Below are 13,116 nucleotides of genomic sequence, written 5' to 3'. Positions count from 1 at the left end.
TGTTGCCCATCTCGACGGTGCCGTTGGCGACGGCGTCGAGCACCTGCAGGCCAGGCACGAGCTCGCCGGCAGCAAAGGGCTGGATCTGGAAACGATTGTCGGTGATCTCGGCAACGCGCTTGCAGAAATATTCGCAGCCGCCATAGAGCGTATCGAGTGATTTCGGCCAGCTCGCGGCGAGCCGCCATTTCACCTCCGGCATCGATTGCGCGATAGCTGGCGCTGCGACTGCGCTTGCGGCAAGGCCCAGCCCGCCTGCCGTCAGGAATTTACGACGTTCCATGCGTTTCCCTCCTGTGATGCCGAGTCCTCGACGAGGGATCGCGGTCTTGGTGCCGCTTTCGTCTTCGTCGCTGGCCGACGTTTCCTTATGTATGTCCGAAATTCAGTATTCCCGGATCGCAGGCAGCATGACCAAAGGGGAACCGCAAATCAAGCGCGCTTTGGTTGTGCCTTGGCAAGCCGGTCAATGCTGCGCTGCGAATGCGGTTTCCATGGCCTTGCGCGTCTGCACCGTTTCGTTGCCGGCATCGAATTCGACATCGCTCCAGCGCACCACCGTGCCATGGGCGACATCATGTTTCAGCTTCACGCGATGTGCGAGTCCGATCGGCAAGGCGCCGGCCCTCAGGCTCGCAGCCGCCGGTACCAGCTTGCCCCACACCGTATAGCCCCCCTCGCCGTCGAGCATCTCGCCCGCGCGCAAATTCCGCTTGGCGACTGCCGCGACGTCGCCGCGAAAACCGATGGCCTGGCCGGTCGGCTCACCCCGCAGCGCGGCCGACAGCACCGAGATGTTCAGCTCGAGCCCGATCAGATGATAGGGCTTGTACATCGCGGCATAGCGTCCGCTGGCGTCGGTCTTCAGGCCGTATTGCCGGAAGCAGTCGGCGGCATAATCGCTCGGAGCCTCCAGCACGACATAGACACCCCAGCGCAGGTCGCGGAACACCGGCCGGCCGTCGCGCTCGAGCGAGGAGACGACCTCGACCACGCCAGACCGCTCCAGCACGCCGCCGCGCGACCGCGGCCGCATGATGTGGGGCAGATCGTCGACGCCGCAGGGCGGAAACAGCAGGCCGTCCGCGGGTACGTCGAGCGCGCAGGCATTGGCGATCGCGGCCATCTCGATTGCCGATTTGGTGCCGTCGAGAAACGAGTTGAACATCTGCGGATTCATGCCGGCCGACTGCGCTTCGCCCGCGGTCAGGCCGTAATGCTGCCAGACGCCGTCAGGCGTCACGTCGTGGTAGGCCGGCAGGTATTTCGTGCCTTTGCCGGCGGCGACGACGCGGAAGCCGGTGGCGCGGGCCCAGTCGACCATCTCGGCGGTGAGGGCCGGCTGGTCACCGTAAGCGAGCGAATAGACCACGCCGGCCTTGCGCGCTTCCTCGGCGAGCAGGGGGCCCGCCAGCACGTCCGCTTCGACATTCACCATCACGATATGCTTGCCCGCGGCGATCGCGGCGCGCGCATGCCTGATGCCGGCCGCGGGATTGCCGGTCGCCTCCACCACCACGTCCATCGCACCGCCGGCAATGGCGCGCGCGCCGTCATCGGTGAACATTGTCGCCGCTATCCGCTCCGCGTCCCAGCCGACAGTGCGGCAGGCCTCGCGCGCGCGCTCGCGGTCGATGTCGACGATGATGGGCACTTTCAGCCCGGGCGTGTGCGGCACCTGCGCCAGAAACATCGAGCCGAATTTGCCCGCACCGATCAATGCGACACGGACGGGCTTGCCGGCGGAGGCGCGGGCCTGGAGGAGGCGGAAGAGGTTCATGGGGATATCCTGCTAAACTATCGTGTCCCGGACGCGGTGCAGCGTGAAACGCTGCTCCGCAGAGCCGGGACCCCGGGAGACGACAGGGAAACTAACCGTGTGGCATGGGACCCGGCTCTGCAGTGCATCGTCGAAGAGACGCTGCGCTGCGTCCGGGTCACGAGACCTTCTTACTCCGCCGCCTGCCGCGGGGCACGGGCGAGCCGCAGCAGCGCATCGTCGTCCACCGTCTTGATCGGGGTAAAGTCGCGATGGGCGATATAGTCCGGCCGCGTCGGGGTCCGGATGTAGTTCGAGACCGCGTTCAGCGTCAGATACACGATCTTGCGCGGATAGGGCGTGATGTTGCCGCTTGATCCGTGCACGAGATTGCCGTGGAACATCAGCATGCCGCCGGGCTTGCCGGTCGGCGCAACGATGCCGCCCTGCTCGACGAGGCGCGTCACCGTCGCCTCGTCCAGCGTCCACAGCGGATAGGAGGTGGTGGCGAGGTCGTGCGAGGCCTCGAGATCGCCGGCGTTCTGGCTGCGCGGCACCAGCATCAGGGGGCCGTTGATCGGCATCACCTCGTCGAGGAAGATCGCGATGTTCATCGCCCGCGGCTCCGGCATGCCGTCGTCGCGCTTCCAGGTGCCGTAATCCTGATGCCACTGCCAGACGTCGCCGGTAAAGGCCGATTTCGCGTTGATCTTGAACTGGTGCATGTAAACGGGCTCGCCGAACAATTGCTCGACCGGCTCGATCATGCGCGGATGCGCGCCGAGGATGCCGAACGCTTCGTTGTAGAGATGCGCGGCAAAGGCCGTGCGCGGCGCGCCGCTCTTTTCGCGCCAGACTTCAGGCCGGTTGGCGCCATAGATGCCGACCGCCTCGCGCGCCAGCAGATCGACCTCCTCTTGGGCAAACAGCTCGGGCAGGAACAGCCAGCCCTCGCGGTGGAAGAACTCCAATTGCTCCTGAGACAGTCTCATGGGTCGTCCTCCTTCGTCTTGTTTTGTCATTCCGGGGCGATGCGAAGCATCGAACCCGAAATCTCGAGATTCCGGGTTCACGCTTCGCGTGCCCCGGAATGACGGCGTGTGTTGCGACTACGCCGCCGCCTCCGTCGCCCTCAATCTCTCCTCGGTCATCCGCCCCGCCGTGTGCGCATGCGCCAGCGCGGCGCGTTCGGCCGCGCTCGCATCGCCTGCGAGAATATGCCCGGCGATGCCGGCGTGCTCGGCCCAGGCGCTGCCGCGATAGTCGAGCTCCGACAGCACCGTCGCCATCGAGCGGCGCATATGCGGCCATTGCGGCGCGATCGTCTCCTCGATCACGGGATTGCCGGCGAGCTGATAGATCGCGCGGTGAAAATCGACATCGAGCACGATGAGCTCGGCCAGCGTCGTCGCGCTGTCGATACGGCCTCCGGCGGCGAGCGCCGCTTCCAGCCGCGCGCGGCCGGCCGCGTCGGATCCTGCGCGTCGTGCCGCGAGCCGGGCCGCCAGCGCATCGATCGCGCCGCGGACCTCGTAGAGCTGGCGGATGCGTGCAGGGTCGAGCTGGGTGACCTCGAAGCCGCGCTTGCCGCTCTCGGCGACGAGGCCCTGACGGTGCAGCAGATGCAGCGCGTGCGACACCGGCTGGCGCGAGACGCCGAGCTTGTCGGCAAGCTCATTCTGGCGGATGCGCCGGCCGGGCCTCGAGCGTGCGGTCGGAGATCGCCTCCAGGATGCGCGCATAGACCTGATCGATCAGGTTCGGGAGCGGGTCGAGAGGGATCACGCCGGCAGCTCCGAAAAAGCAAATGGAATACGGAATTCCGTGTTCGAGGGTAAGCTCCCCAGGTGATGCCGTCAAGCGGTATCGGAGGGTGACGCAAATGTCCTTTCGTCGCTTCTGCTAAGCCATTGATATCGCTAGGCCCATCTACTGTGCATGGGGTTGTTTTCGTAATATTGCGTTCGGCCTCAGCCCTCCAGCACCTCGACCTCCAGCGTCGCGATCCGCTCCGCATCAGCCAGGGCCTCGATCCCGGCAATACGGTCGTTCTTGAATGTCACGCGCAGCGCGATGCGCAGTTGCCCGCCGAGGATGACGGCCACCCCGATCTCGCCGTCGACCAGCGCTGTCCGCGCCGCCCGGGCACGGCCCTTGTAGAGCTGCGCGACCGCATCCGCGCCGCGGATCTCAGGCAGCGTGCCGAGCCGCACCGCGGCCTCGTCGGCGCGGAAGACCACGTCGGGATCGAGCAGGGCCAGCAGCCCTTCGAAATTGCCCTCGCGCGACGCCTTGAGGAAGGCATCGACGATTCCGCGCTGACGCGACAGGTCCGTCTCGGGCACCGGCGCGCCCTGCACGCGCCGCCGTGCCCGGCTGGCGAGCTGCCGCGACGCCTCGACCGAGCGGCCGACGATCGGCGCGATCTCCTCGAACGGCACCGCGAACATGTCGTGCAGCACGAAGGCGAGCCGCTCCGCAGGCTGCAGCGTTTCCAGCACCACGAGCAGCGCCGCGCCGACGGAGTCGGCCATCTCAGCCTCGCGCAGCGGCGTCTCGTCGGCCGGCTCCGGCACATCCGGGCCCATCGGCTCTTCCTTGCGCGACTTCCGTGCGCGCAGCATGTCGAGGCAGATGCGCGCGACCACGGTGGTCAGCCAGCCGCGCAGATTGGCGATGTCGGACATGTCGTAGCGGCTGACCCGCAGCCAGGCCTCCTGCACGGCATCGTCGACCTCGGCGCGGGAACCCAGCATCCGGTAGGCGACCGCGCGCAAATGGTCCCTGCTGGCCTCGAACTGTTCAGTGAGAAGATTTTGCTCGGTCATCGGTCACATTCCCTCGTCGCGATCCGTCATGCCCATGACGAAGCCAATCCGGCCGATGTGACCGGAACTTCGAAATTCGAGCGATGGAGACGAACATGATGCCCGCCCGCATGAATCACCCCGTCATGGTCCTTCCCGAGGCCATGAATCTCCTGCAGTCCCTCGGCAGCCTGACCAAGCAGGGCCTGCCGGAAAAGCTCCTGGAACTGGTGCACCTGCGCGCCAGCCAGATCAACGGTTGCAGTGTCTGTGTCGACATGCATCCCAAGATCGCCCGCAAGCTGGGCGAGACCGACGAGCGCCTGTTCGCAGTGTCCGCCTGGCGTGAGGCGCCCTATTTCACCGAGGCCGAGCGCGCCGCGCTGGCGCTGACCGAGGCCGTCACCCGTCTGGCCGATCGCGAGGATCCGGTGCCGGATGCGGTCTGGAGCGAGGCCGACAAGCATTTCGACGAACGCGAGCTCGCCACGCTGATCCTGTCGATCGCGACCATCAATGTCTGGAACCGGTTGAACGCAACGGTCAAGATGCCGGTCGGTGGGTGGAAAGTGTGAGGTCTTCTTCTATGCCTCTCCTCGCTTGCGGGGAGAGGCAAAGAGCCCTGCTACTTCGCCAAGAACCGGTTCACCACGTCGCCGAACTCCAGCGGCGCCTGCTCGAACATCCAATGGCCGGCGTTCGGAATCACCGCCGTCTCAGCTCCCACGATTTGCGCAGCCAGCACGCGCCACAACACCGACAGGCTTCCTGTCGTGGCGCCGCCGCCGATCAGCAGCGTCGGCGTCCGGATCGCCTGCGCGTCGGCGAGCGTGTAGGGTCGGCGCTGCTCGTTGATCTGGCCGAGGAAGGTGAGCGCGTTGTCGCGCAGCTGTTGCTTCGCCGCCGCCGGCACGCGCCGCCAGGCGCCGTCGCCTTCGATGCCCTCGTAGAAATTCTGCAGCGCGCCCTCGATATCGCCGGCGCGGATCATCTCGACCGAGCGCGCCGTGCGCGCCGCCAGCGGCGGATGCGCGGGCGTGCCTTCGGGCAGCGGCAGGCTGGCGTCGAGATCGCCGCCCGGCTCGGCCAGCACCAGCTTTCGCAGCAGATCCGGCCGCGCCTGCGCCACGCGGAACGCGATGTGGCCGCCCCGCGAATGGCCCATCAGGTCCACCGGCGCGGGCTTCACCTGCTCGATGAACGCGATCACGTCGGCGACGTGCTGCGCCATCTTGTAGTCGTCGCCGACGGCGTCCCAATGCTCGGGGAAGAAATGCCGCAGGCTGACCGCGATCACGCGATGGGTCTTCGACAGCGGGCCGAGCACCGCATACCACGTGCGGAAATCGCCGAGCGTGCCGTGCACGCAGACCAGCGGCGGGCCGCTTCCGACCTCGATATAGGCCATGTCGTAACCGTTGACGCGGAATGTCTGCATGATCAGCTCGCCAGAAAGTCGAGAACCACTTCGGAGTATTTTTGCGGCGCCTGCTCGAACATCGGATGCGTCGCGTTCGGGATGATCGCCGTCTTGGAATAGGGCACATGCGCGGCGAGCGCATGCAGAACTTTCGGCAGCAGGCCCTTGGTCCGCGCCCCCAGGATGAACAATGTCGGCATCCTGATCGATTCGGCATCCGCCTTCGAGAATGGCGGGCGGTTGTCGCGGACCTGCCCGATCAATGTATAGGCGTTGTCGCGAAGGTTCTGCTTCACCATCGCCGGCAGCCGCGGCCAGGTGCCGGCGCCTTCCAGCGTGTCGACGAAGACGGCGAGCCCGCCATCGACATCACCCGCTGCGATCTTCTCGGCCGAGGCCGTGAAGCGCGCCAGGAGCGGCGAGGGGCCGCCGACGTAATCGGGATCGAGGCTGGCATCGAGCTCGCCGCCCGGCTCCGCCAGGACGAGCCGTCGCAGCAGATCGGGGCGTTGCTGCGCGACGCGGAAGCAGATGTGCCCGCCGCGGGAATGGCCCATCAGGTCGACGGGTCCAAGGTCGAGCTTCTCGATGAAGGCGATGACGTCCTGGACATGCTGGGCGATCGAATAGGTGTCGCCGATGCCGTCCCAGCGGTCCGGAAAGAAATGCCGCAAGCTGACCGCGATTGCCCGGCGCTGCTGCGTCAGCGGTCCAAGCACGCAGCCCCAGACCCGGAAGTCGTTGAGCGAGCCGTGCACGCAGAGCAGCGGCGGCCGGCCCCTGTCATCGCCCACGTCGAGATAGGGCATGTCGTAACCGTTGACGTGGAGGCTTTGCATGCGGGACTCGCGAGGCGGGCGGAACTCCTGTGCAAGATTCCCGGAAACCGGGTGGATCGCAACTATTTCCAAGCCTAGATTTGGGCCGAGATCACGATGGGGGCATGCGCTGAGGACGCAAGCCAGGAATCAAGCCATGACCGACCAGCATTTTGCCTTGTTCGACACCCCGATCGGCCTTTGCGCCATCGCCTGGGGCCCGCGCGGCATCAACGGCACGCAATTGCCGATGGGTGGCGAGCCGAAGATCCGCACCCGCATCAGCCAGCGCCATGCTGATGCCATCGAGACCGAGCCGACCGCCGAGGTGAAGGCGGCGATCGACCGTATGACAAAACTGCTCGCGGGCGAGCCGGATGACCTCACCGACATTGCCCTCGATCTCGACGGGGTGCCCGACTTCAACCGCGGCGTCTATGAGATCGCCCGCGCGATTCCGCCGGGCAAGACCATCACCTATGGCGATATCGCCAAGCAGCTCGGCGGCGTTCAGCTGTCGCGCGACGTCGGCCAGGCGCTCGGCCGCAATCCGTGCCCGATTGTGGTGCCCTGCCATCGCGTGCTCGCCGCCGGCAACAAGCCCGGCGGCTTCTCGGCCAATGGCGGCGTGGTGACCAAGCTGAAGATGCTCGAGATCGAAGGCGCGCTGGTGAACCACACGCCGAGTCTGTTTGATTGAGGGCAACGGTCTCGTGCCCCGGACGCAGTGCGGCACGTAGTGACGCACTGCAGAGCCGGGGCCCAGCGCTGCCGCGAGATGGGTCCCGGCTCTGCGGTGCAACGCTGCGCGCTGCGCCACGTCCGGGACACAAGATCTTTCTAAATCTTCGTCGCCGTTTTCGGCCAATATTTGTCGCGCAGATGCCGCTTCACCAGCTTGCCGGTCGGCGTGCGCGGCAGCTCGGGCTCGAAATCGATCGAGCGCGGGCACTTGATGGCGGAGAGGCGGCCCTTGCAATAGGCGATCAAATCAGCCTCCAGCGCCTTGCCGGCGCGGCTCATGTCGTGCGGCTGCACCACCGCCTTGACCTCTTCGCCCATTTCCTCGTTCGGCACGCCGAACACCGCGACGTCGGCGACGCCAGGGTGGGTGATCAGCACGTCCTCGGTCTCCTGCGGATAGATGTTCACGCCGCCGGAGATGATCATGTAGGACTTGCGGTCGGTGAGATAGAGGAAGCCGTCCTTGTCGAGGTAGCCGACATCGCCGAGCGTCGACCAGCCCTTGGCATTATAGGCTTTCTTCGTCTTCTCGGGGTCGTTGTGATAGGTGAATGCAGGCGCGTCGGCGAAATAGACCGTGCCGATCTCGCCCACCGGCTGCTCCTCGTCGTTCTCGTCGAGGATCTTGACCTTGCCGACCACGGCGCGGCCGACGCTGCCGCGATGCTCCAGCCATTGCTGCGAGCTGCAGACGGTGACGCCGTTGCCCTCCGATCCCGCGTAATACTCGATCAGGATCGGCCCCCACCATTCGATCATTCTCGCCTTGACGTCGACCGGACACGGGGCGGCGGCGTGAATGGCGCCTTTGAGGGTGGAGACGTCATATTTGGTGCGGACCTCGTCCGGCAGCTTCAGCATGCGCACGAACATGGTCGGAACCAGCTGCGATTGGGTGACCTTGTACTTCTCGACCAGCTTCAGGAACTCTTCGGCGTCAAAGTGCTCCATGATGATGGAGGTGCCGCCGAGCACGATCGCCATCATGTTGAAGCGCAAAGGAGCGGCGTGATAGAGCGGCGCAGGCGACAGATAGATGCTGTCGGTGTTCATGCCGCACATGTCGGCGCAGAGCACGCGTAGAAGCGGATTCGGCTCGTCGATCGCTTTACCTTCGAAGGCCTTCTTGACGCCCTTGGGCCGGCCGGTGGTGCCGGACGAATACAGCATGTCGTAGCCGGCGACTTCATCGGCAATCGGCGTGGTCGGCTGCGCGGCGGCCTCCTTGTCGTAGGAGCGGAAGCCGGGCAGCGGCTCGTCCATCATGTAGAAGATCGGCTCGCCGGCGGCGCCCTTGATCAGGCCCTTGATCTGGTCGGCGCATTTCGGCGTGGTGATCACGACCCTGGCGCCGCAATCGGCGATGATGTAGTCGATCTCGTCCTGCTTCAGATAGCGGCTGATCGCAGTGTAGTAGAGCCCGCTGCGCTGCGCGGCCCAGCACAGCTCCATGAAGGCGAGACGGTTCTCCATCAGCAGCGCGATGTGGTCGCCGGCCTTCAGCCCGAGCGAGCGGAACAGATGCGCGCCCTGGCTCGAAAGCTCGTCGAGCTCGCGATAGGTGATCGCCTTGCCGGTGCCGGCCATCTGGTAGGCGATCTTGTCGGGCGCGGTGCGGGCGTGGATGGAGGGGTGGGTCATGGCGTTTCCTCAAAAAGCGAATGGCGAGTAGCGAGTGGCGAAGAGGGAAGAAGGGCAAACCGTTCTTCGCCTACTCACCATTCGCTACTCGCCACTCACGACTCTCTTTGTTTTTCTTACAGCCGCTCCACGATCGTCACGTTGGCCATGCCGCCGCCTTCGCACATGGTCTGCAGGCCGTAGCGCTTGCCGCGCTGGTGCAGGGCGTGAACCAGCGTCGTCATCAGCTTGGTGCCGGAGCCGCCGAGGGGGTGACCGAGCGCGATGGCGCCGCCGTTGACGTTGAGACGCTCGGGATCGGCGCCGGTGGTCTTGAGCCAGGCGGTCGGCACCGAGGCGAAAGCCTCGTTGACCTCGAACAGGTCGATGTCGCCGATCTTCATGCCGGCCTTCTCCAGCGCGCGCTTGGTCGCGTGCAGCGGCGCGTCCAGCATGATGACGGGATCGCCGCCGGTCATGGTCATGTGGTGGATGCGCGCCAGCGGCTTGACGCCGAGCTGCTTCAGGCCCTTCTCGTTCACGACCATGACGCCGGAGGCGCCGTCGCAGATCTGGCTGGCGCTGGCGGCGCTGAGCTTGCCGTTCTCGGCGATCAGCTTGACGCCCTTGATGCCGTCGAGCGTGACGTCGAACCGGATGCCTTCGTCGATGTGGTGGGTGTCCTTGGAACCGTCGGCGCGGGTGATCTCGAGCGGCACGATCTCCTTCTTGAAGTGACCTGCTTGCGTCGCCGCGATCGCGCGCTGATGGCTGTCGTAGGAATATTGGTCGAGCTCATCCTTGGAGAGGCCGTACTTCTCCGCCATCATCTCCGCGCCGGTGAATTGGCTGAATACGATATTCGGATACTTCTTCTCGATGCCCGGGCTCTTGTAATTGCCGAAGCCGTTCTTGGCCGGAAGCTGCGAGGACAGGCCCATCGGCACGCGCGTCATCGATTCCACGCCGGCTGCGATCACGACATCCATGGCGCCCGACATCACGGCCTGCGCGGCGAAGTGCAGGGCCTGCTGCGAGGAGCCGCACTGGCGGTCGATCGAGGTGCCCGGCACGCTTTCCGGCAGCTTCGAGGCCATCACCGCGTTGCGCGCGACGTTGTTGGACTGCTCGCCGACCTGCATCACGCAGCCCATGATCACGTCCTCGACCAGGGCAGGATCGGCCTTGGTGCGATCGACCAGTTCGTCCAGCACCTTCGCGGCGAGATCGGCCGGATGCCAGCCGGCGAGGCGGCCCCCTTGCGCCCGCCGGCGGTACGCGCAGCGGCGACGATATAAGCCTCGGCCATGTCGGTTTCTCCCTGAATTCTTGATTGAGGTTGGGTGTCGGGGACGGATTTAAGGGACGTGAGATCGTTTAGTCAATCGATCAATTAACTCTTGTGATGAGGCGCTGCTTGGGCTTATCTGCGCCCCGCTTCGAGCGGCGAAAACAGGAATCTCCGTGGCTACCAGCGTACCGAACAGGCTCCCGAGCGGGAAGAATTCCACGGCGGAGAAATTGCTCGTGGCCGCGAGCGAGCTGATGATCGAACGCTCCTCGATCGAGATCTCGCTGTCCGACATCGCGCAGAAGTCGGGCGCGAATGCCGCGCTGGTCAAATATCATTTCGGCAACAAGGACGGCCTGCTGCTGGCGCTGCTGGCGCGGGATGCCGCAACCGAAATGTCAAACCTCGAATACCTTCTGGCGCAGCCGATCACGTCGACGGCGAAGCTGAAGCTGCACATCGCCGGCATCATCCGCGCCTATCACCGGTTCCCCTATATGAACCGGCTTATCCATTATCTTCTGCATGAAACCAGTGCCGATTCCGCCGATGAGGTTTCGAAGTTCTTCGTCGCGCCGCTGCTGGATTTCCACCGCCGCCTGCTCGCGGAGGGCGTTAGCCGCGGCGAATTCCGCGCCACCGATCCGGTGCTGTTCTACACCAGCCTGATCGGCGCCTGCGATCACCTGTTCTTCGGCCGGCACGCGATGTCCCGCGCGACCGGCGTCGGTCCGGTCACCGACGACGTCTGCCGGCAATACATCAAGCACATGGAAACGCTGATCTGTGGCGGCATCCTCACGCAAGCCGGGGAAGCCGTTGCAGCCGGATGATCCGGCTGAAGCTCTCAAAGTCTAGAGAAGAAACGTCCAAGGAAAGGTACAAGCGATGCAGTTGAAAGATGTAGCCGTTCTCATCACCGGTGGCGGTTCGGGCCTGGGCGAAGCCACCGCCCGCGCCATGGCGGCCAAGGGCGCCAAGATCGGCGTGATCGACCAGAACAAGGAGAACGCCGAAAAAGTTGCCGCCGAAGTGAAGGGCGTCGCGCTGCATGCCGACGTCACCAGCGAAGAGCAGATCAAGGCGGCAATCGCGAAAGCAGAAGCCGCACATGGTGTCGCGCGCGTGCTGATGAATTGCGCCGGCATCGGCGGCTCGCAGCGCATCGTCGGCCGCGACGGCGTCTATCCGCCTCGAGAAGTTCGCGCGCATCATCAACGTCAATCTGATCGGCACCTTCAACTGCCTGCGCCTGTTCGCCGAACGTCTCGTCACGATCGAGCCGGTCGGCGAAGAGCGCGGCGTCATCATCAACACGGCGTCGGTCGCGGCTTACGAAGGCCAGATCGGCCAGATCGCCTATTCGGCGTCGAAGGGCGGCGTCGTCGGCCTGACCTTGCCGGCCGCGCGCGACCTCGCCAGCCAGAAGATCCGCGTCAACACCATCGCGCCCGGCCTGTTCTTTACGCCGCTGCTGATGGGCTTGAACGAAGAGGCCCGCAAGAGCCTCGGCGCCCAGGTGCCGCATCCCTCGCGTCTCGGCGATGCCGCCGAATACGGTTCGCTCGCCGTGCACATCGTCGAGAACCCGATGCTGAACGGCGAGACCATCCGTCTCGACGGCGCCATCCGCATGGCTCCGCGGTAGGAGCGGCGCTGCTTCTTAACCCTCCCCTGGAGGGGGGGGGTCGGCGCGAAGCGCCGGGGTGGGGTGATCTCTCCACTCGGGCACTGTTCGGCGGGGACAGACCGTCACCCCACCCCGCTCGCGCTGCGCGCGATCGACCCTCCCCCTCCAGGGGAGGGTGGCAGTCCGGCCCATGACTGAAATGCGAGGCCCCATGTCCCAACCGCTGCTGATCGAGCACGACGACGGCGTCGACCGGGTGACGCTGAACCGGCCTGAGCATCTCAACGCGCTCGATCCCGCGCTGGTCGATGCGCTCAACGACTATTTCCAGGGCCTGCAACGCAATCGCGATACGCGCGTGGTGGTATTGAAGGGTGCAGGAAAGAATTTCTGCGCGGGCCTCGATCTCAAGGCGGCGATGGCGCGCCGTGCCGGGCAGCAGGAGCCGCCCGGCGTCACGGAGTCGCTGGATTCGCAACGCCGCATCGCCGACATCGTGATGTTGATGCGGCGTTGTCCGCAGCCGATCCTGTCGCTGGTGCAGGGCGCGGCCGCCGGCGGCGGCTTTGCGTTGGCACTGGCGTCCGACATCCGCATCGCGACGAGATCGGCGCGGATGAACTGCGCCTTCATCAAGCTCGGGCTCGGGGGCTGCGACATCGGCACCAGCTATTTTCTGCCGCGGCTCGTCGGCGTCTCCGTTGCATCGGAACTGATCCTCACCGGGCGCTTCATCGGCGCCGAGCGGGCGCTTGCGGTCGGCCTGGTCTCGGAGGTCGTGGACGAGGACAAGCTCGATGCGGCGGCCGAACCCTATGTCGAGGCGATGATGACGGCGTCGCCCGTGGGGCTGCGCCTCTCCAAGGAATGTCTCAACATGAGTGTCGATGCGGGATCGTTGGAAGCTGCGATCGCGATGGAGGATCGCAACCAGGTTCTGTGCAGCCGCTCGGAGGAGTTCTCAGAAGGCATCAGGGCCTTCCTTGAGAAGCGAAAGCCTGTCTATATCAAGCGCTGAACCATGAAG

General features: G+C 65.3%; 11 protein-coding genes and 3 pseudogenes (1 of these 14 cut by a window edge). 5 read left to right on the top strand and 9 right to left on the bottom strand.

The window, feature by feature from the left end; translation table 11 throughout:
• The 5 genes and pseudogenes from ACETMP_RS19270 to ACETMP_RS19250 form a co-directional block, all read right to left on the bottom strand.
• Positions 1–283 carry the start of a TRAP transporter substrate-binding protein gene (locus ACETMP_RS19270; protein ID WP_375157423.1) on the bottom strand. It extends 806 nt beyond the left edge of the window, so 283 of the gene's 1,089 nt are visible here — the first part of the coding sequence; the start codon lies at positions 281–283; its stop codon lies beyond the left edge, outside the window.
• Between the two features lie 183 nt (positions 284–466).
• The gene (locus ACETMP_RS19265) at positions 467–1,780 is read right to left on the bottom strand and encodes an NAD(P)H-dependent oxidoreductase (RefSeq protein ID WP_375157422.1); all 1,314 of its coding nucleotides are present in this window, start codon (positions 1,778–1,780) and stop codon (positions 467–469) included.
• A 170-nt stretch (positions 1,781–1,950) separates the two neighbouring features.
• Positions 1,951–2,751: a phytanoyl-CoA dioxygenase family protein gene (locus ACETMP_RS19260; RefSeq protein ID WP_375157421.1), complete on the bottom strand. Its 801-nt coding sequence runs from the start codon at positions 2,749–2,751 to the stop codon at positions 1,951–1,953.
• A gap of 117 nt (positions 2,752–2,868) precedes the next feature.
• A pseudogene (locus ACETMP_RS19255) lies at positions 2,869–3,544 on the bottom strand (GntR family transcriptional regulator).
• Positions 3,545–3,729: 185 nt separating this feature from the next.
• Entirely contained in the window at positions 3,730–4,587 is an 858-nt protein-coding gene (locus ACETMP_RS19250) for a sigma-70 family RNA polymerase sigma factor (RefSeq protein ID WP_375157420.1), read from the bottom strand.
• 98 nt (positions 4,588–4,685) lie between these two features.
• On the opposite strand from ACETMP_RS19250, the gene ACETMP_RS19245 reads away from it, so the two are divergent.
• A complete protein-coding gene (locus ACETMP_RS19245; RefSeq protein ID WP_375161936.1) occupies positions 4,686–5,141 on the top strand; it encodes a carboxymuconolactone decarboxylase family protein in 456 nt (151 codons plus the stop codon).
• Between the two features lie 50 nt (positions 5,142–5,191).
• Here ACETMP_RS19245 and ACETMP_RS19240 read toward each other — a convergent pair whose 3' ends face one another.
• Positions 5,192–6,004 carry an alpha/beta fold hydrolase gene (locus ACETMP_RS19240; RefSeq protein ID WP_375157419.1) on the bottom strand — a complete coding sequence of 271 codons (813 nt, stop codon included), beginning with the start codon at positions 6,002–6,004 and terminating at the stop codon, positions 5,192–5,194.
• A 2-nt stretch (positions 6,005–6,006) separates the two neighbouring features.
• Positions 6,007–6,825: an alpha/beta fold hydrolase gene (locus ACETMP_RS19235; protein WP_375157418.1), complete on the bottom strand. Its 819-nt coding sequence runs from the start codon at positions 6,823–6,825 to the stop codon at positions 6,007–6,009.
• 136 nt (positions 6,826–6,961) lie between these two features.
• Here ACETMP_RS19235 and ACETMP_RS19230 point away from each other — a divergent pair, with 136 nt between their 5' ends.
• Positions 6,962–7,504: a methylated-DNA--[protein]-cysteine S-methyltransferase gene (locus ACETMP_RS19230; protein ID WP_375157417.1), complete on the top strand. Its 543-nt coding sequence runs from the start codon at positions 6,962–6,964 to the stop codon at positions 7,502–7,504.
• A 140-nt stretch (positions 7,505–7,644) separates the two neighbouring features.
• On the opposite strand, the gene ACETMP_RS19225 is transcribed toward ACETMP_RS19230, so the two are convergent.
• Complete coding sequence (locus ACETMP_RS19225) at positions 7,645–9,189, bottom strand: acyl-CoA synthetase (RefSeq protein WP_375157416.1); 1,545 nt, start codon at positions 9,187–9,189, stop codon at positions 7,645–7,647.
• Positions 9,190–9,305: 116 nt separating this feature from the next.
• Positions 9,306–10,477 (bottom strand): annotated as a pseudogene (locus ACETMP_RS19220) (acetyl-CoA C-acetyltransferase).
• 155 nt (positions 10,478–10,632) lie between these two features.
• Between ACETMP_RS19220 and ACETMP_RS19215 the strand changes: the two are divergent.
• The 3 genes and pseudogenes from ACETMP_RS19215 to ACETMP_RS19205 all read left to right on the top strand — a co-directional run bounded on the left by ACETMP_RS19215 (position 10,633) and on the right by ACETMP_RS19205 (position 13,107).
• Positions 10,633–11,292, top strand: coding sequence for a TetR family transcriptional regulator (locus tag ACETMP_RS19215; protein ID WP_375157415.1), 660 nt, complete (start codon positions 10,633–10,635; stop codon positions 11,290–11,292).
• A 55-nt stretch (positions 11,293–11,347) separates the two neighbouring features.
• Positions 11,348–12,107, top strand: a pseudogene (locus ACETMP_RS19210) (SDR family NAD(P)-dependent oxidoreductase).
• Between the two features lie 193 nt (positions 12,108–12,300).
• Positions 12,301–13,107, top strand: a complete 807-nt coding sequence (locus ACETMP_RS19205; protein WP_375157414.1) for an enoyl-CoA hydratase/isomerase family protein — start codon at positions 12,301–12,303, stop codon at positions 13,105–13,107.
• Positions 13,108–13,116: the final 9 nt, after the last annotated feature.

The organism is Bradyrhizobium dasycarpum (assembly GCF_042019905.1).
Classification (GTDB): domain Bacteria; phylum Pseudomonadota; class Alphaproteobacteria; order Rhizobiales; family Xanthobacteraceae; genus Bradyrhizobium; species Bradyrhizobium japonicum_B.
This window is presented reverse-complemented; position numbering and strand designations above follow the sequence as displayed.